Here is a 17,411-nt window from a genome sequence, read left to right as displayed (position 1 = left end):
GGCGCGTGCTGCGCTTACAATGTGCGCATGACCGCCGTGCAGCCCTCGACCCTCACCGGGCATTTCCTGATCGCCATGCCGAACCTGGCCGATCCGCCGTTCTCGCGCGGCGTGGCGTTGCTGTGCCAGCACGATGAAGACGGCGCGGTCGGCCTGCTGGTGAACCAGCTGTCCGAGTACCGCTTCGGCGACGTGCTGGCGCAGATGAAACTGGAGTGCGTGGACAGCGAACTGGCCGACGCACCCGTGCTGATTGGCGGCCCGGTGCAACAGGAGCGCGGCTTCGTGCTGCACCGCGAGCCCGGCGACTGGGATTCCAGCTATCGCATCAACGACCACTGGTCGGTCACCACCTCACGCGACATCCTGATCGCGATGGCCGCCGGCGAAGGCCCGCGCCAGGCGATCATGGTGCTCGGCTACGCCGGCTGGGACGCCGGCCAGCTGGAACAGGAACTGATGGCGAACGCGTGGCTCACCGCCGAGGCCTGCAGTCGGGTCGTGTTCGACACTCCGCTAGAGGAACGCTGGAGCGCCGCCGCCGGACTGGTCGGGGTCGACCCGCGCCAGTTGTCCGGCTATGCGGGGCATGCATGAGCTGTGCGTTCGGCTTCGATGTCGGCAGCCGGCTCACCGGTGTGGCGATCGGCAATACCTTCACCGCCAGCGCGCGCGCGCTGACCACCGTCACGGTGCGCGACGACGGCACGCCGGACTGGCAGCGGCTCGACGCGCTGCGTCAGGAATGGCAGCCCGACACCCTGGTGGTCGGCCTGCCGCTGACCCTGGACGGCGCCGAGCAACCCGCCAGCCGCCGTGCCCGCCAGTTTGCCGCCCAGTTGCAGCAGCGCTACAGCCTGCCGGTCGTGCTGGTCGACGAACGCCACAGCTCGCAGGAAGCCGCGCAGCGGTTCGCCGCCGCGCGCGCGGTGGGGCTCAAACGCCGCCGCGATGCCGCCGACATCGATGCCGAGGCGGCCGCGGTCATCCTCGAGCGCTGGCTCGGCGGCGCCGACGCGCCAGCGGCCGAAAATTCCGGCCACTGAACAGACTCTCCCCCTTCCCACCTCCAGACCCGCCGCCATGAGCCCTCGCCTGCGCCACCTGACCACCCTGGAAAACCTGCCGCGCGAGACGATCGAGCGTTTGCTCGATCGCGCCGAGTCCTTGCGCGACGCCTGCGCGCACGGCACCCGCAAGCTCGACGTGCTGGCCGGACGCACCGTGCTGAACCTGTTCTTCGAGCCGTCCACGCGCACGCGCACCTCGTTCGAGCTGGCCGCGCGGCGACTGGGCGCCGACGTGATCAACTTCGACATCGGGCTGTCCTCCACCAGCAAGGGCGAGGAGCTGTTCGACACCCTGCACACGCTCGAAGCGATGCACCTGGACGCCATCATCGTGCGCCACAAGCAATCGGGCACGCCGGACAAGCTGGTGCGCCACGCGATGAGCGGTGTCTCGGTGATCAACGCCGGCGACGGCAACCACGCGCATCCCACCCAGGGCCTGCTGGACGCGCTGACGATCCGCCAGCACCGACCGGATCTCGAGAACCTCAGCGTACTCATCTGCGGCGACATCAAGCACTCGCGGGTGGCCCGTTCGGACATCAGCGCGTTCACCGCGCTGGGGCTGAAGGAAATCCGCCTGTGCGGGCCGGCCGAACTGATGCCGTCGGCGGACGAGGTGCCGCAGGGCCGCCGCTTCGACAATTTCGACCAGGCCATCGACGGCGTCGACGCAGTGATCATGCTGCGCCTGCAGAAAGAGCGCATGGCCAGTATCGAGCTGCCGGACGAGGCGGCGTATTTCGCCCACTACGGGCTGGACCGCCGGCGACTGGCCCTGGCTGCCCCGGGCTGCCTGGTGATGCACCCGGGCCCGATCAACCGTGGCATCGAGATCGCCTCGGACGTGGCCGACGGCGCGCAGTCGCGCATCCTCGAACAGGTCGGCAACGGCGTGTTCGTGCGCATGGCCGTGCTGAGCGAAGTGCTGGCCCGCTGAGGCATCGACCTCTTCGCCCGGCCGCCATGGCGCGCAGCAGAATGCCCGCGCCGCGCCACTGCGCCGCCCTGTGCAAGCGGGCATAATGACCGGCGCACCATTCACCACACTGGGGATCAACATGCGATCGACGACGCGGTACATCGCGCTGGGCTTCGCCGGCGTCATGCTGGCGGCCTGCGGACACAAGGACAAGGATGCACCCCTGGCTTTCGTGCCGGCGGACACGCCGTACGTGGTGGCCAACCTCGACATCATGGACGACGCCACCCGTGGCGCCCTGCTCGCCCAGGCCGATGCGCAGCTGCCGTCCCAGCTGGCCCAACTCGACGCCACCGCCGAGCGGCTGGCCAGGAAGGATCCCGAGGGCGCCCGCCTGCTGCGTGCGCTGCGCACCGAATTCAACGGCAAGACGATCGAGGCCTTCGCCCAGGGCGCCGGCCTGAACCTCAAGGGTTATTCCGCGTTCTACGGCCTGGGCCTGGCCCCGGTGCTGCGCTTCGAGCTGAGCGATCCGGGCGCGTTCGAGGGCTTCGTCGGCCGGCTGGAAACCGCCTACGGCAAGAAGCTCGACGCCGCCAACGTGGACAAGCAGAGTTACCGCAAGTATGCGTTCCCCGCCTCCGGCACCGAGGTGGTGCTGGCCACGGTCAACAAGCAGGCGGTGGCCGCGCTGTTGCCGGCGGACGCCTCGCCGGCCATGCTGCGCCAGGCGCTGGGCCTGGACCGGCCGCAGAAAAGCCTGCAGGACGACGGCCGCCTTGCCACGCTGGCCAAGGCCAAGGGCTACCAGAAGTGGCTGATCGGCGAGCTGGACCTGACCCGCGCGCTGCCGCTGGCGGTCAGCGGCAAGGACCCGCTGGTCAGCGCGATCCAGAAAGCGCATGCCGAGGCCATCGCGGCCAAGACCGGCGAGCCGGTCGCCACCCAGTTGCAGACTTCGCCGAGTTGCAGCACCGATGCCGCGCGCATCGCCGCGCGCATGCCGGCAGTGAGCTTCGGCTACACCAAACTGGACGCGAAGCACCAGGACGCGCGTTTCGACGTGGCGCTGGCCGATGACATCAGCAAGGCGTTTGCCGGCCTCAAGGTAGCGCTGCCCGGCCTGGGCAGCGCCGGCACCGCGCCGTTCGACGTCAGCGTGGCGCTGCCGGTTTCCAACATGCGCACGTTCTGGCTGGCCCAGGCCGACGCCGTGGCCGCCAAGCCGTTCAGCTGCCCGTCGCTGACCGATCTCAACGACAGCTTCGCCAAGCTCGGCCCGGCCATGCAGAAGGCGGCGATCCCGCCGTTCGGCGACATGCTTGGCGTGCGCATCGCGCTGGACTCGCTGGCGCCGGGCAAGGACGCCGGCCTGCCCACATTCAGCGGGCGTCTCGTGCTGGGTACCAACAATCCCGAAGGCCTGCTCGCGATGGGCCAGATGATGGTGCCGGCACTGGCCCAGCTGAAGCCCGCCCGTGACGGCAAGCCGTTGCCGCTGCCGAAGGACATGGTCAGCATGCTGGGTCAGCCGGCGTGGGTTGCCATGGGCGAGAAGGCGCTCGCGCTCGGCGTCGGTGCCGGCGCGGATGCCCGCCTCGGCGACACCTTGAAGGACGCGGTCGGCGACGCCGGCCAAATGGGCCGCATGCACATCAGCGGCGCGATGTACTTGAGCTGGCTGCAACTGATGGAACAGAAGATCGACAGCCTGGCCGCCGCCACCGCGACGATCGGCAAAAGCGACGAACCGTCGATCGACGACAGCGACGATGCGACCGAAGCCGCCGCCGACCTGGCCCGTTCCAAGGCCCAGTTCGCCGCGATGAAGTCCCAGGCCGAACGCGTGGACAGCATCGATGCGGAGATGCACGTCGACAACGGCGGCATGGTGATCACCAGCCAGACCGTGCTGAAGTAGGCGTCAACGCTCGACGAAAAGCCGGGGCGCTGCGGCGTCCCGGCTTTTTCATGCGCCACGCACGGTACACAACGCGATTCCAACATCGCTGTGACCCGCTCTTCGCATCCGTAATCCCCCGCTGAATCGGCATCGGTCACCGCCACGCGACATTCACGACGTGGCTGTTGCCATGGCGATCGACGCCTCGCTTGCCTCCCTGCAGACGTCTTCATTCCCCAAAGGAGATCGCCATGCGCCATTCCACGATCCGCAACAGCTTGTACGCCACCACCTTGATGCTCGCCTTCGCGGCCATCCCGTTCGGCCAGGTTATGGCTCAGGACGCCGGCGCCCGGATGCAGCAGTCGTCCGAGAACCAGACCGTGCCGGACAAGGCAGCCGATGCCTGGATCACCACCAAGGTGAAATCCGAATTCGGCACCACCAAGGGCGTCTCGGCCACCGACATTTCCGTGTCGACCAGCGATGGGGTGGTCACTTTGAGCGGCACGGTCGCCACGCAAGCCGAGAAGGCCCGTGCCGAACGCCTGGCCCAGAGCGTCAAGGGCGTGAAGAGCGTCGACAGCAGCGCCCTGACGGTCAGCGGCACACCGCCGGCGGATAAGTAGGCCCGGAGGACGCCGGGCAAACAAAAAGGCGCCCGCGGGCGCCTTTTTGTTTGTCGCGACAGGAACTCTTCAACGATTGAGAAAGTTGGCGCCACCAAGGTTCTGCGCGTCGCGGGTCTCTTCCAGCTCGACGCCGTCCAGGCCCTGCGACAAGGTGTGTGCGTCGCCGCCCTGCGCCAGCTTGATGCGCAGGCGCACCTCGTTGGAGCTGTCGGCGTGGCGCAGCGCGTCCTCGTAGCTGATCTCGCCGGCGTGGTACAGCTCGACCAGGCTCTGATCGAAGGTCTTCATGCCGAGCAGGGTGGATTCCTTCATCACTTCCTTCAGCTTGTGGATCTCGCCCTGGCGGATGTAGTCCTGTACCAGTGGCGTGCCCAGCAAGACTTCCACCGCCACCCGACGCGCCTTGCCATCGGGGGTGGGGATCAGCATCTGCGCCACGATGCCCTTCAGGTTCAGCGACAGATCCATCAGCAGTTGCTGGCGGCGATCTTCCGGGAAGAAGTGCAGGATGCGGTCCATCGCCTGGTTCGCGTTGTTCGCATGCAGCGTGCACAGGCACAGGTGGCCGGTCTCGGAGAAGTTGATCGCGTGCTCCATCGTCTCGCGCGTGCGCACCTCGCCGATCATGATCACGTCCGGCGCCTGGCGCAGAGTGTTCTTCAGCGCGTTGTCCCAGCTGTCGGTGTCGATGCCCAGCTCGCGCTGGGTGATGATGCAGCCCTCGTGCTTGTGCACGTACTCGATCGGGTCCTCGATGGTGATGATGTGGCCGGTCGAGTTCGCGTTGCGGTAGCCGATCATCGAGGCCAGCGAGGTGGACTTGCCGGTACCGGTACCGCCCACAAAGATGATGATGCCGCGCTTGGTCATCGCCAGCTGCTTGATCACCGGCGGCAGGGTCAGTTCCTCGATCGTGGGGATCTTCGACTCGATCCGGCGCAGCACCATGCCGACGCAGTTGCGCTGGTAGAAGCACGACACGCGGAAGCGGCCGACACCCTGCGCGGAGATCGCGAACTGGCACTCGTGGGTCTTCTCGAATTCCTCGCGCTGACCCGGCGTCATCACGTTGAGCACCATGTCGCGCGACTGCTGCACGCTGAGCGGGCTCTGCGTGATCGGCACGATCCGGCCCTGCACTTTCATCGAAGGGGCGACGCCCGCCGTGATGAACAGGTCGGAGGCCTTCTTGTGCACCATCAGTTTCAGGAATGAGGTGAAATCAAAGTCGCTCATGGCGGTACCTCAGGGATTTGGGATTCGGAATTGGGGATTCGTCAACGCTGACACCGGAGTCTGGGCCTTGGCGCTCGCCAATCCCGACTCCGGATTCCCGAATCCCGGTCTCACTTGAAACTGTCCTTGTTCTTGGCATAGGCGGACGCCTGCTGGCGCGTCACCAGGCCGCGCTTGACCAGATCCTGCAGGCACTGGTCCAGTGTCTGCATGCCGAACTGCGTACCGGTCTGGATCGACGAATACATCTGCGCCACCTTGTCCTCGCGGATCAGGTTGCGGATCGCCGGAATGCCGACCATGATCTCGTGCGCCGCGATGCGCCCGCCGCCGACCTTCTTCAGCAGAGACTGCGAAACCACCGCGCGCAGCGATTCGGACAGCATCGAGCGCACCATCGGCTTCTCTCCGGCGGGGAACACGTCGATGATGCGGTCGATCGTCTTCGCCGCCGAGCTGGTATGCACGGTGGCGAACACCAGGTGGCCGGTTTCCGCCGCGGTCAGCGCGAGGCGGATGGTTTCCAGGTCGCGCAACTCGCCGACCAGGATGTAGTCCGGATCCTCGCGCAGCGCCGAACGCAGTGCCTCGTTGAAGCCCAGCGTGTCGCGGTGGATCTCGCGCTGGTTGACCAGGCACTTCTGCGAGGTGTGCACGAACTCGATCGGGTCCTCGATCGTGAGCATGTGCCCGTATTCGTTCTTGTTGATGTGGTCGACCATCGCCGCCAGCGTGGTCGACTTGCCCGAGCCGGTCGGGCCGGTCACCAGGATCAGGCCCTGCGGCTGCTCGATCAGTTCCTTGAAGATGCGCGGCGCGCCGAGGTCTTCCAGCGTCAGCACCTCGGACGGAATGGTGCGGAACACCGCGCCGGCGCCGCGATTCTGGTTGAACGCGTTGACGCGGAAACGCGCCAGCCCGGGAATCTCGAACGAGAAGTCGGTTTCGTAGAACTCTTCGTAATCGCGCCGCTGCTTGTCCGACATGATGTCGTAGATCAGCGAATGCACCTGCTTGTGCTCGAGCGCGGGAATGTTGATCCGGCGAACGTCACCGTCAACGCGGATCATCGGCGGCAATCCGGCGGACAAGTGCAAGTCCGAGGCCTTGTTCTTCACCGAGAAAGCAAGCAGTTCGGCAATGTCCATCTGTCGTTTCCCCTCAACCGATCGTCTGGATGGCATGAATTCGTGTGCCATGTCGCAAGGACCGGATGCTGTCCGCAGGCGTGGTGCACCGCAGCGCATGGAGCTGGCGCCACGGAACCGCCTGATGAACTACCCGAATCCCCCTGTAGCCGCGTCGATACTACTCGCGCAAGCGGCTGGGCGGCCAGTCTTTCCAGTAGCTTGGCGCAAACTGTTCGTCCGGTTTGCGCACCCTGTCGAAAAAAGCTTGCCCGACCTGACGCAGCGACGTCGGGGGCAAAAGTCTTCGCGGCCGTGCCGGCTCGGGTAAGGTACGCGGTCTGAACGAATCCGAGGAACCCGCATGACACGACTTGCCTTCATCGGCGGCGGCAACATGGCGCGCAGCCTGATCGGCGGCCTGCTGAAAACCGGCGTGGCGCCAGCCACGCTCAGCGTGGCCGAGCCACTGGCCGAATCGCGCCAGACGCTCGGCCGCGAGTTCGGCATTGCCTGCTATGCCGAGAACCGGCTGGCCGTGGCGGAAGCCGAAGTCATCGTGCTGGCGGTCAAGCCGCAGGTGATGCCGGCGATCCATACTGAACTGCGCGACGTTCTGCAGCGCAACCGGCCGTTGCTGATCTCGATCGCGGCCGGCGTGCGGCTGGATCAGCTGGAACGCTGGTTCGGAACCACCCTGCCGATCGTGCGCTGCATGCCGAACACACCGGCGCTGATCGGCGCCGGCGCCACCGGCCTGTGCGCGAACAGCCGGGTCAGCCCGGCGCAGAAGGCGCAGGCACAACACATCCTCGACGCCGCCGGGATCACCCGCTGGATCGACGACGAAGCGCTGATGGACACCGTCACCGCACTGTCCGGTTCCGGCCCGGCGTATTTCTTCGCCATGGTCGAAGCACTGGAAGCCGCCGCCGTGACGCAAGGCCTGCCCCGCGACACCGCACGCGCGCTCGCCGCACAGACCTGCCTGGGTGCCGGTCGCATGCTGGCCGACGGCGGCGAAGACCCCGCCGTGCTGCGCCGGCGCGTCACCTCGCCGCATGGCACCACCCAGGCCGCGCTGGAAAGCTTCAGCGCCGACGGCCTGCCGCATATCGTCGCCCGCGCCGTCGCCGCCGCTACCCGGCGTGGCGTGGAACTCGCCGCCGAACTGGACAAACTGCCGTGAGCTATCTGCTGAATGCACTGGCCCTGCTGCTCGATCTGGCGTTCGACGCCGTCGTCGTCCTGCTGCTGCTGCGCGTGGCCGCCGAGGCCTGCCGCGCGGACTTCCACAATCCGCTGAGCCAGTTCGTCTACCGCTATACCAACCCGGCGCTGGCACCGATCCGCCGCGTGCTGCCGAACTGGCACCGGATCAACCTGGCCGCCTTGCTGCTGGCGTGGCTGGCCATGCTGGTCAAGCGCCTGCTGCTGTTCGCCATGCTCGGCGTGATGCCGCACCCGCTCGGACTGGTCGTGCTGTCGCTGGCCGAACTGCTCGATTTCGTGCTGCTGTTCTACCTGGTCCTGATTTTCGGCTGGTCACTGCTGAGCATGTTCTCGGTGGACCGCCGCCAACCGCTGCTGCAACTGGCCGGCAGCATCGTCGCCCCGCTGCTACGCCCGCTGCACGGCAAGCTGATCGCCGGCCAGATCGACTTCGCCCCGATGGTGGTGATGCTCGTGCTGCTGCTCGCCCGCCTGCTGATCGCCGCACCACTGCTCGACCTCGGTGCCCAACTGGCTATGGCTGGCTGAGTTTTCTCTTGCCAATAGCGGCCACAACCGCTGCTTATTTGGAGCAAGGGCTTTCGCCCTCCTGCGGAGGCCGAGTTACTTCTCTTTTGCTTGTCCAAAAGAGAAGTAACCAAGAGAAAACGACACCCCGCTTACGCGCCTTGCGGGCATCCTGCCCGCAAGGTCCGCGGTCGCGTTACGGGGTTTGTCGACAGGGCATCCTGCCCTGACGCCAAACTGGCTCGCATCCATGCGAACCACCCTGCGGGCTTTTCCTCCACCCGCCCGCCGCTTCAGAGGGGACCCGGGTAGAGCAGCGCGCATCCTGCGCGCACTCTTCAGAAGAGCTAGATCAGGAGCAGGAGCGAAGCCATAGTAAAGCGCCGCTTTGCTGTGGCTGTTGCTTTTCAGCTTCATCACCGAGTGCGGGCCAGGATGGCCCGCTGCTCTACCCGGGGTCCCTTGCGCGGCGGTGAGTCGGGGTCGACAGGCCGCGCAGCGGGAACCGACAGGGATGTCGGTTCCTTTTCGCGCGGGCAGGAGCCCGCTCGAAAAGCCCGGCCCCGGCTCACGGACTTGCCGGGCACGATGCCCGGCAAGCGCCAAGCGGGGTGGCCTTTCTCTTTGGTTACTTTCTCTTTGGTCACACAAAGAGAAAGTAACTCGGGCGCCAACGGCGCACGAAAGCTCTTGGCCCTGAAGCTCTTGGCTTTGAATGGAGCAAGAGCATCGCGCACAAGGTGCGCTCCTACGACGGCGAGGAAGCCGGAAAGCTCAGCGCAGCGCCCACTCCGCGATGATTCGATGGATCTCGTCCAGCCCGTCGAACAACGCCGCCGGCCCCGGCTGCAGGATGATCGGCGACTTGATCTCGTACAGGTCGCCGTGACGCACGGCGGGGATAGTGTCCCAGCCCGGCCGTGCCACCACTTTCTCAGGGCGAAAACGCTTGCCGCACCATGAGCCCAGGATGATGTCCGGTGCGCGCCGCACCACTTCGTCGCCGTTCGGCAGGATGCGCTGCTTCGCCAGCGGTTCGCGGGCGAGTTCGGGGAAGCAGTCGTCGCCGCCGGCGATGCCGATGATCTCGGCGACCCAGCGGATGCCGGTGATGATCGGCTCGTCCCACTCCTCGAAATACACCTTCGGCCGCCGTGGCAGCTTGGCGACGGCGGCGCGGATATCGGCGATATGCCGCTCGGCGCGCTGCGCGTAGGCTTCGGCTTTTTCGTGCGCGCCGATCATCGCGCCGAGCCGGCGGATGTAGGCGAGGATGCCGTCGACGCTGCGGTGGTTGCTGATCCACACCTCGACGCCGGCCTTGATCAGCTCGCGGGCGATGTCGGCCTGGATGTCGGAAAAGCCGATCGCCAGGTCCGGTTCCAGTTTCAGGATCTCGCCGATCTTCGCGCTGGTGAACGCGGAGACCTTCGGCTTCTCCTTGCGTGCGCGCGGCGGTCGCACGGTGAAGCCGGAAATGCCGACGATGCGGCGCTCCTCGCCGAGCGCGTACAGCACCTCGGTCGGCTCCTCGGTGAGGCAGACGATGCGTTGCGGGAAGTGGTCCGGCAAGCCGGAATCCGCTGCGGCGTGATGCATGCGCTCAATTCCCCAGCACGGTCACCACGACCTTGCGCTGGTGCGGATCGATGCGGTGTTCCCACAGATAGATGCCCTGCCAGGTACCCAGCATCAGCTTGCCGCCGTGTACCGGCACGCTGAGGCTGACCCCGGTAAGGATCGAACGGACGTGCGCCGGCATGTCGTCCGGGCCCTCCGCATCGTGCTGGAAGATTGCATCGCCATCCGGCACGGCACGCGCGAACCAGCGCTCCAGATCGTTGCGCACGGCGGGGTCCGCGTTCTCGCTGATCAGCAGCGAACAGCTGGTATGCGCGGTGAACACCTGTGCGATGCCCGTCTGCACGTGGCTGGCCGCCACCGCGTCGCCGACCTGTGCGGTGATCTCGCTGAAACCGCGGCCGCGTGTGTGCACGGCAAAGCCACCCTGCGCCACATGCTCCGCGGGCAGCGCGCGGGTCATGGGTACAGCATCCGGCTGGTCCAGGTCTGGCCGTGGCGATCCCAGCGCACCCGTTCGTGCAGACGGAACTCGGCGCCGTACCAGAACTCCAGCATGTCCGGCTCGACCACGAAGCCGCCCCAGTGCGGCGGCCGGGTCACCTCGCGGCCTTCGAACTGCTGCTCGTAGCGCGCCACGCGCTGCTCGAACGCGTCGCGATCCGGCAGGGTCTGCGACTGCAGCGAGGCCCACGCGCCGATCTGGCTGCCACGCGGGCGGCTGGCGAAGTAGGCGTCCGACTCCTCCGCCTGCAGCTTGCGCGCCGCACCTTCCACGCGCACCTGCACGCCCTCGCGCAGCTGCTTCCAGTGGAAACACAACGCCACCTGCGGATGCGCTTCGAGCTGGCTGCCCTTGTCGCTCTGGTAATTGGTGTGGAAGCGGAAGCCGCGCTCGTCGGCGCCCTTGAGCAGCACGATGCGCGAGGCGACCCGGCCGGAACCGTCCACGGTGGCCAGGTTCATCGCCGTCGGCTCGCGGTCGCCACTGGCCTTGGCTTCGTCCAGCAGGCGCAGGAAGGTGTCGAGAATCTCGGATTTGAGCATGATGTCTGAAACTTTCCTTTTGCATCGTGGCCGACACGCGCCATCATGGCGCGGATGAACCTGACCGATAATAGTGCAATGCCCCCTTCATCCAGTACCACGGCGCCCCGGATGGCGACCCCATTTTCCCTCATGGAATGTGAAGGCGGCAGCGACACGCCCGTTTGCGGAATGCTCCGCCACCGCTGCCTGCCGGTGGCGGAAATCCCTCCTGGAACCATGGTGTCCCGCGGATGACGTCCCACGCCGACCTGCAGAACGAGGCCCTCGCCGGCCACCTGCTCGACCAGTACGCCGGGCGCATCGCCCGCTCGCGCCGCCCGTACATCCTCGGCCTGTCCGGCCTGCAGGGCAGCGGCAAGAGCACTCTGGCGCGGGTGATGAAGGCACAGGCCGAAGCGCGCGGCTGGCCCACCGAGGTGCTCGCGCTGGACGACTTCTACTACGCCCGCAGCGACCGCGAGGCGCTGGCGCGCGACGTGCACCCGCTGCTGCGCACCCGCGGCGTGCCGGGCACGCACGAGATCGAGTTGATGATGTCGGTGCTGGCCGCCCTGCCGCACGCCTCGGACAAGCTGCCGGTGTCGCACCCGCGCTTTGACAAGGGCCGCGATACCCGCTTCCCGCCGTCGCGCTGGCCGCGTACCACGCGCCCGCCGCGACTGGTGATCGTGGAAGGTTGGGCGCTGGGCATCCGGCCGCAGTTGCAGGTCGCGCTGGCCAGACCGGTCAACGAACTGGAGCGCACTGAAGACCCCGACGGCAGTTGGCGCCACTGGGTCAACAAGCAGTTGCGCGGCTATCAGCCGCTATGGCGCAAGTTCGATGCGCTGATCGTGCTGCAGGCGCCGAGCTGGGAGATCGTGCGCCGCTGGCGCGGCGAGCAGGAACAGGATCTGCTGGCGCGGCATGCTCCGCTGGCAATGGACGCTACCGCGATGGGGCGGTTCCTGGCGCATTTCGAACGGCTCAGCCGGCACGCGCTGGCCACCTTGCCGGCCCTGGCCGACACCTGCGTGGAGTATGACGACGACCGTCACGTGACCGGGCTCAGCCACGGCTGAAGCGGGGGAACGGGGAAGCATGGCGCCACCCCGATCCTGCTCTCCGACCTTGGTCGATCAGTCGACGACGAAATTGATCTTCAGGTTGACGCGCCACTCGGTGATGGTGCCGTCGTCCTTGGTGACGACCTTGATCTCGTTGACCCAGGCGCCCTTGATGTTCTTCACCGACTCCCCCGCCTTCTTCAATCCGTGCTGCACGGCATCTTCCACGCTCTTGCTGGACGACGCATTGATCTCGATGACCTTGGCTACCGACATGGCGATATTCTCCGGTGGAATCGTGCAAACGGCACGCTGCGTTTCCCCCGCCTGAAGTCCGAGTCTGACCCGCTGCCGTGCGCAAGGACAAGCCGCACCGCAAAATCACCTCACGTTGACGCTTCGACCTGCACGGCCGTGCCGTAAGCCAACACTTCGGTGACGCCCTGGGCCACTTCGTTCGCGTCGTAACGCATCGCCACCACGCCGTTCGCACCCATCGCGGCGGCGTGCCGCAGCATCAGTTCGAACGCCTCCTCGCGCGCCTTCTCGCACAGCTCGGTGTAGATCGAGATGTTGCCGCCAACGATGGTCTGCAGCGCCGCGCCGAGATTGCCGACCACGCTGCGCGAACGCACGGTGATGCCGCGCACGATGCCGAACGAACGCACGATGCGGCAGCCGGGAATCTCGTTGGCGGTGCTGACCTGGTGCTGCGGAACGCTGTTGGTCATGGCGGTTCTCCGTGGTGGATGGTTCAGCCGTCGAGCAGCGCGGCATAGCCTTCGCGCGCGTCCAGCCATCGCGGTGCCCAGCCGCTGGCGCGCAGCCGCGCATTGCGCAGCCGCTTGCTGCCCACACCGGCCGGCGCCGCGCCCTCGGCCGGCAAAGGCGCATCGATCAGGGCGGCCAGGAAATCGTACAGCTCGTCGAGCGGCATCGGCGTGTCGTCCACGCCGAGGTACAGCGGTTGCGGCGACTTCAGCTGCAGCAGATGCGCGACCGCCGCCGCGGCATCGTCGACGTGGATCCGGTTGGCCCAGTGCGGTGTCTCGCGCGGCACGCGCAACTGCCCCGCCCGCAGGCGTTCGATCAACTGCAACCGGCCCGGCCCGTACAAGCCGGCCAGCCGCAGCACGGTCGACGGCAGCGATTGCTCCGCCAGCCACTGCTCGGCCTCGAGCAGCACCGCGCCGTTGAATCCCGGCGGGCCGGTCGGGGTGGCCTCGTCGACCCAGTCGCCGTCGTGCTCGCCGTACACGGCGCTGGACGAGACGAACAGCACCCGTGCCAGCTTGCGGCGATCGAGCGCGTCGAGCAGGTGGCGCAGGCCATCCACGAAGATCGCGCGGTACGCCGCCTTGTCGCGCGTCGCCGGGGCCGGCAGGTAGACCAGCCGGGTGATTCCGGCCGGCAGCTCGTGCAGGCTGGCCGGATCGGTCAGGTCGCCGCGCAGCCAATGGACGCCGTGCCCGCCGCGTGCCGGCGGCTGGCGCCGCAGCGCCCATACCTCGTCGCCGCGCGCGTGCAGGCGTTGTGCCACGCGTTCGCCAAGATCGCCGCATCCGGCCAGCAGGATACGTTCGCTCACCACCACCCTCCTGTCGATCTGCCCAGGTTCATCTGCCCTGTTAGCATCTGCCCATGAACCCGTCGCACAACCTGTTTCTCATCGGCCCCACCGGTGCCGGCAAGACCTCGATCGGGCGACGGCTTGCCGCGCATTATGGCCTGACGTTCGTCGATCTCGACCAGGAGATCGAGCGTCATTGCGGCGTGGACGTGAACACGGTGTTCGAGATCGAGGGCGAGGCCGGTTTCCGCCAGCGCGAAAGCGCGCTGTTGGACGAATGCAGCCGCCGCCCCGGCGTGCTGCTGGCCACCGGCGCCGGCGTGGTGCTCGCGCCGCACAACCGCCAGCATTTGCGCGAACGCGGTTACGTGGTATGGCTGCAGACCACGATCGAACAGCAACTGGAGCGGCTGGAACGCGACCAGCGACGCCCGCTGCTGGCGGTGCCCAACCGCCACGAACGGCTGCAGTCGATGGCACAGGTGCGCGAGCCGATCTACCGCGAACTCGCCGATCTTGCGGTGCCCGGCGAACACGGCAGCGTCGCCGCCGCCAGCGAACGCTGCATCGCGCTGATCGACCATCATTGGCAGCGCCCCGACGCATCGCCCAGGCAGACCGCATGAACCACCCCGCAATCCAGACGATTACCGTTGCCCTCGGCCAGCGCAGCTATCCGGTCTGGATCGGCGCCGGCCTGCTCGGCGATCACGCGCGCTGGCGCGCGATGCTGCGTGGCCGGCATGCGCTGGTGGTCAGCAACACCACGGTGGCGCCGCTGTACCTGCCGCGCATCGAGACGGGGTTGGCCGGGCTGCACTGGTCGTCGTTCCTGCTCGACGACGGCGAGGCACACAAGACGTTTGCCAACGTCGGCCGCGCACTGGAAGCGCTGGGCCAGCTCGGCGCCACCCGCGACGCCTGCGTGATCGCGTTGGGCGGCGGCGTGGTCGGCGACCTGGCCGGTTTCAGCGCGGCGTGCTGGATGCGCGGCATCGACTTCATCCAGATGCCGACCACCTTGCTGGCGATGGTCGACTCTTCGGTCGGCGGCAAGACCGGGGTCAACCTGCCGGTCGGCAAGAACCTCGCCGGCGCCTTCCATCAGCCGCGCGCGGTGCTCGCCGACATCGACACCCTGGCCACCCTGCCCGAGCGCGAATACCGCGCCGGCCTGGCCGAGGTGATCAAGGGCGCGGCGATCGGCGATGAGCCGTTCTTCGCCTGGCTGGAACAGCACGCCGACGCGCTCGCCGTGCGCGACCCCGCCACCGTACTGGAGGCGATCGCGCGCAAGGTTCGGTACAAGGCCGGCGTGGTTGCCCGCGACGAAACCGAGCAGGGCGAACGCGCCCTGCTCAACTTCGGCCACACGTTCGGCCATGCGCTGGAGACCGCCGGCCACTACACCACATTGCTGCATGGCGAAGGCGTGGCGATCGGCATGCTGCTCGCCGCGCGGCTGTCCGAGCGCCTCGGCATGAGCGAACCGGCCGCCACCGCGCGCCTGCAGCGCCTGCTGGAAACCCTCGGCCTGCCCGTGGCGATCCCGCCCGGCATGGACGCGCAGCAGCTGCTGGCGCTGATGCGGCTGGACAAGAAGAACACCGCCGGCACGCTGCGGCTGATCCTCTGGCGCGGCATCGGCCGCGCCGAGATCGTCGCCGACGTGGACGAGGCCGGCGTGCTGGCCGTGCTGCAGGCTGCGGGATGAACGGCCGGGTGTGACGACGTGGCCGGGCCGGGCCGCGGGTGTACCTGCGCAAATCCTATAAACTGTGTCGTCCGGCTACGCGCCCGTTCGTGCTGCATCCCTGGAACCCATGCGCCTCTATCTGCAAACCGTGCCCGGCAGTACCGAGGCACCCCGCTACGTCCAGATCACGCTGGAGCAGGACCTGCTCGGCGGCTGGACGCTGTACCGCGAATCCGGTACCCAGGGCGGCCGCGCCACGATGAAGCGCGAGCAGTTCCTGGAGCGCGACGAGGCCGTTGCCGCCTTCGAAAAAGCGCGCGACGCTCAGCTCAAGCGCGGCTTTCGCCTGATGTTTGCCCAAGGGCTGGAAGGCCCGTACGGACGTTGACTGAAATGACTGACGTGTTGAAGAACGACCGCTTCCTGCGCGCACTGCGCCGCGAACCCACCGACACCACGCCGGTCTGGGTGATGCGCCAGGCCGGCCGCTACCTGCCCGAATACCGCGCCACCCGCGCGCGCGCCGGCAGCTTCATGGGCCTGGCGCAGAATCCCGAGTTCGCCTGCGAAGTCACCCTGCAGCCGCTCGAGCGCTTCGAGCTTGACGCCGCGATCCTGTTCTCCGACATCCTCACTATCCCCGACGCGATGGGCCTGGGCCTGTCGTTCGCCCACGGCGAAGGCCCGCAGTTCGCGCGCCCCGTGCGCAATGCCGCCGACGTCGCGAAACTCGCCGTGCCCGACATGGACGGCGAGCTGCGCTACGTGATGGACGCCGTGCGGCTGATCCGTCAGGAACTGCACGGCCGCGTGCCGCTGATCGGCTTCGCCGGCAGTCCGTGGACGCTGGCCTGCTACATGGTCGAGGGCGCCGGTTCACGCGACTTCGCCACCTTGAAGACGATGTGCTGGAACGAGCCGAAACTCGCCCACCAGTTGCTCGACACGCTGGCGCAGTCCGTCGCCGCCTACCTGATCGCCCAGGCCACCGCCGGCGCCCAGGCGCTGATGATCTTCGACACCTGGGGCGGCCTGCTCGGCCCTGCCCCGTTCCGCGAATTCTCGCTGCGCTACATGGCGCAGATCGTCGCCGCACTGAAGGCCGACACCCACGCGCGCGAACTGCCGGTGATCCTGTTCTCCAAGGGTGCCGGCGCGCACCTGGCCGAGATGGCCGACACCGGCTGCGCCGCCCTCGGCGTCGACTGGACCATGGACCTGGCTGACGCCCGCCGCGCCGTCGCCGGCAAGGTTGCGCTGCAAGGCAACCTCGATCCCGCCGTGATGCGTGCCAGCCCCGAGGTGATCCGCCGCGAGGCCCGCGCCGTGCTGGACAGCTACGCCAACCACCCCGGCCACGTCTTCAACCTCGGCCACGGCATCACCCCGGAAGTGAATCCGGAACACGTGAAAGTGCTGGTGGACGAAGTGCACGCCTACGGGCGCATCCTGCGCGGCAACTGAGCAATGTTCCAGGGAGTCGACCGATGGGATGGCTCGTCACCAAGTACCTGATCACCGCAGCCGTCGTCGTGCTCGTCTCCGAAGTCGCCAAACGCAGCGACCGCCTCGGCGGCCTGCTCGCCGCGCTGCCGCTGGTCACCGTGCTGGCGCTGATCTGGCTATACGTCGAGCGCCAGCCGCAGGTGAAGATCGCCAACCATGCCTGGTACACGTTCTGGTACGTGGTGCCGACGCTGCCGATGTTCCTGGCCTTTCCCCTGCTGCTGCCGCGCCTCGGCTTCTGGCCGACCTTGCTGGCTTGCGTGGTAATCACCGTGGCGTGCTTCTGGCTGTTTGCACTGCTGGTGCGGCGGTTCGGCATCGAGCTGCTCTAG

21 protein-coding genes are annotated in these 17,411 nt (G+C 67.3%); 13 read left to right on the top strand and 8 right to left on the bottom strand.

Annotated elements, in window-relative coordinates; translation table 11 throughout:
• Window positions 1–27: 27 nt before the first annotated feature.
• The 5 genes from ABD024_RS04035 to ABD024_RS04015 all read left to right on the top strand — a co-directional run bounded on the left by ABD024_RS04035 (window position 28) and on the right by ABD024_RS04015 (window position 4,524).
• Window positions 28–597, top strand: a complete 570-nt coding sequence (locus ABD024_RS04035; protein WP_343849944.1) for a YqgE/AlgH family protein — start codon at window positions 28–30, stop codon at window positions 595–597.
• On the top strand, window positions 594–1,046 hold the full coding sequence (ruvX, locus tag ABD024_RS04030) for a Holliday junction resolvase RuvX (RefSeq protein ID WP_343849942.1): 453 nt from the start codon (window positions 594–596) through the stop codon (window positions 1,044–1,046). The genes ABD024_RS04035 and ruvX overlap by 4 nt, the downstream gene beginning before the upstream one ends.
• A 37-nt stretch (window positions 1,047–1,083) precedes the next feature.
• The gene (locus tag ABD024_RS04025; RefSeq protein ID WP_343849940.1) at window positions 1,084–2,010 is read left to right on the top strand and encodes an aspartate carbamoyltransferase catalytic subunit; all 927 of its coding nucleotides are present in this window, start codon (window positions 1,084–1,086) and stop codon (window positions 2,008–2,010) included.
• Window positions 2,011–2,131: 121 nt separating this feature from the next.
• Window positions 2,132–3,913 (top strand): hypothetical protein, encoded by a 1,782-nt coding sequence (locus ABD024_RS04020; RefSeq protein ID WP_343849938.1) that lies wholly within the window; start codon window positions 2,132–2,134, stop codon window positions 3,911–3,913.
• A gap of 233 nt (window positions 3,914–4,146) precedes the next feature.
• Window positions 4,147–4,524 carry a BON domain-containing protein gene (locus ABD024_RS04015; RefSeq protein WP_343849936.1) on the top strand — a complete coding sequence of 126 codons (378 nt, stop codon included), beginning with the start codon at window positions 4,147–4,149 and terminating at the stop codon, window positions 4,522–4,524.
• Window positions 4,525–4,593: 69 nt separating this feature from the next.
• On the opposite strand, the gene ABD024_RS04010 is transcribed toward ABD024_RS04015, so the two are convergent.
• Together ABD024_RS04010 and ABD024_RS04005 are read right to left on the bottom strand one after the other, a co-directional pair.
• Complete coding sequence (locus ABD024_RS04010; protein WP_343849934.1) at window positions 4,594–5,763, bottom strand: PilT/PilU family type 4a pilus ATPase; 1,170 nt, start codon at window positions 5,761–5,763, stop codon at window positions 4,594–4,596.
• A 110-nt stretch (window positions 5,764–5,873) separates the two neighbouring features.
• Window positions 5,874–6,911, bottom strand: coding sequence for a type IV pilus twitching motility protein PilT (locus ABD024_RS04005; protein WP_343849932.1), 1,038 nt, complete (start codon window positions 6,909–6,911; stop codon window positions 5,874–5,876).
• 343 nt (window positions 6,912–7,254) lie between these two features.
• Between ABD024_RS04005 and proC the strand changes: the two genes are divergently transcribed.
• Both proC and ABD024_RS03995 read left to right on the top strand, forming a co-directional pair.
• Window positions 7,255–8,079, top strand: coding sequence for a pyrroline-5-carboxylate reductase (proC, locus tag ABD024_RS04000; RefSeq protein ID WP_343849930.1), 825 nt, complete (start codon window positions 7,255–7,257; stop codon window positions 8,077–8,079).
• The gene (locus ABD024_RS03995; RefSeq protein WP_343849928.1) at window positions 8,076–8,651 is read left to right on the top strand and encodes a YggT family protein; all 576 of its coding nucleotides are present in this window, start codon (window positions 8,076–8,078) and stop codon (window positions 8,649–8,651) included. Before proC ends, ABD024_RS03995 begins: the two co-directional genes overlap by 4 nt.
• 753 nt (window positions 8,652–9,404) lie before the next feature.
• Here the strand turns inward: ABD024_RS03995 and ABD024_RS03990 are convergent.
• From ABD024_RS03990 to pdxH, 3 genes are read right to left on the bottom strand one after another with little or no spacing between them, the layout of a single operon-like run.
• Window positions 9,405–10,229, bottom strand: coding sequence for a cobalamin-binding protein (locus ABD024_RS03990; RefSeq protein WP_343849926.1), 825 nt, complete (start codon window positions 10,227–10,229; stop codon window positions 9,405–9,407).
• Between the two features lie 4 nt (window positions 10,230–10,233).
• Window positions 10,234–10,674, bottom strand: a complete 441-nt coding sequence (locus tag ABD024_RS03985; RefSeq protein ID WP_343849924.1) for a secondary thiamine-phosphate synthase enzyme YjbQ — start codon at window positions 10,672–10,674, stop codon at window positions 10,234–10,236.
• Window positions 10,671–11,258 (bottom strand): pyridoxamine 5'-phosphate oxidase, encoded by a 588-nt coding sequence (gene pdxH / locus ABD024_RS03980; protein WP_343849922.1) that lies wholly within the window; start codon window positions 11,256–11,258, stop codon window positions 10,671–10,673. Before pdxH ends, ABD024_RS03985 begins: the two co-directional genes overlap by 4 nt.
• A gap of 233 nt (window positions 11,259–11,491) precedes the next feature.
• Between pdxH and ABD024_RS03975 the strand changes: the two genes are divergently transcribed.
• Window positions 11,492–12,322, top strand: coding sequence for a kinase (locus tag ABD024_RS03975; RefSeq protein WP_343849920.1), 831 nt, complete (start codon window positions 11,492–11,494; stop codon window positions 12,320–12,322).
• Between the two features lie 57 nt (window positions 12,323–12,379).
• Here the strand turns inward: ABD024_RS03975 and ABD024_RS03970 are convergent, their stop codons facing one another.
• From ABD024_RS03970 to ABD024_RS03960, 3 genes are all read right to left on the bottom strand, one after another.
• Window positions 12,380–12,583 (bottom strand): dodecin family protein, encoded by a 204-nt coding sequence (locus ABD024_RS03970; RefSeq protein ID WP_343849918.1) that lies wholly within the window; start codon window positions 12,581–12,583, stop codon window positions 12,380–12,382.
• A 110-nt stretch (window positions 12,584–12,693) separates the two neighbouring features.
• A complete protein-coding gene (locus ABD024_RS03965; protein WP_343849916.1) occupies window positions 12,694–13,038 on the bottom strand; it encodes a YbjQ family protein in 345 nt (114 codons plus the stop codon).
• Between the two features lie 23 nt (window positions 13,039–13,061).
• The gene (locus tag ABD024_RS03960) at window positions 13,062–13,895 is read right to left on the bottom strand and encodes an NAD-dependent epimerase/dehydratase family protein (RefSeq protein WP_343849914.1); all 834 of its coding nucleotides are present in this window, start codon (window positions 13,893–13,895) and stop codon (window positions 13,062–13,064) included.
• Window positions 13,896–13,948: 53 nt separating this feature from the next.
• Between ABD024_RS03960 and ABD024_RS03955 the strand changes: the two genes are divergently transcribed.
• From ABD024_RS03955 to ABD024_RS03935, 5 genes are all read left to right on the top strand, one after another.
• Complete coding sequence (locus ABD024_RS03955) at window positions 13,949–14,503, top strand: shikimate kinase (protein WP_343849912.1); 555 nt, start codon at window positions 13,949–13,951, stop codon at window positions 14,501–14,503.
• Window positions 14,500–15,591, top strand: a complete 1,092-nt coding sequence (gene aroB, locus ABD024_RS03950) for a 3-dehydroquinate synthase (protein ID WP_343849910.1) — start codon at window positions 14,500–14,502, stop codon at window positions 15,589–15,591. The genes ABD024_RS03955 and aroB overlap by 4 nt, the downstream gene beginning before the upstream one ends.
• Window positions 15,592–15,700: 109 nt before the next feature.
• Complete coding sequence (locus ABD024_RS03945) at window positions 15,701–15,961, top strand: WGR domain-containing protein (protein ID WP_149363947.1); 261 nt, start codon at window positions 15,701–15,703, stop codon at window positions 15,959–15,961.
• A gap of 5 nt (window positions 15,962–15,966) precedes the next feature.
• On the top strand, window positions 15,967–17,037 hold the full coding sequence (hemE, locus tag ABD024_RS03940) for a uroporphyrinogen decarboxylase (protein WP_343849905.1): 1,071 nt from the start codon (window positions 15,967–15,969) through the stop codon (window positions 17,035–17,037).
• 23 nt (window positions 17,038–17,060) lie between these two features.
• A complete protein-coding gene (locus tag ABD024_RS03935) occupies window positions 17,061–17,411 on the top strand; it encodes a DUF3147 family protein (RefSeq protein ID WP_343849903.1) in 351 nt (116 codons plus the stop codon).

Source organism: Rhodanobacter soli (assembly GCF_039523495.1).
Lineage (GTDB): Bacteria > Pseudomonadota > Gammaproteobacteria > Xanthomonadales > Rhodanobacteraceae > Rhodanobacter > Rhodanobacter soli.
Note: the sequence above shows the minus strand (reverse complement) of the source record. Positions and strands in the feature narration are given on the sequence as shown.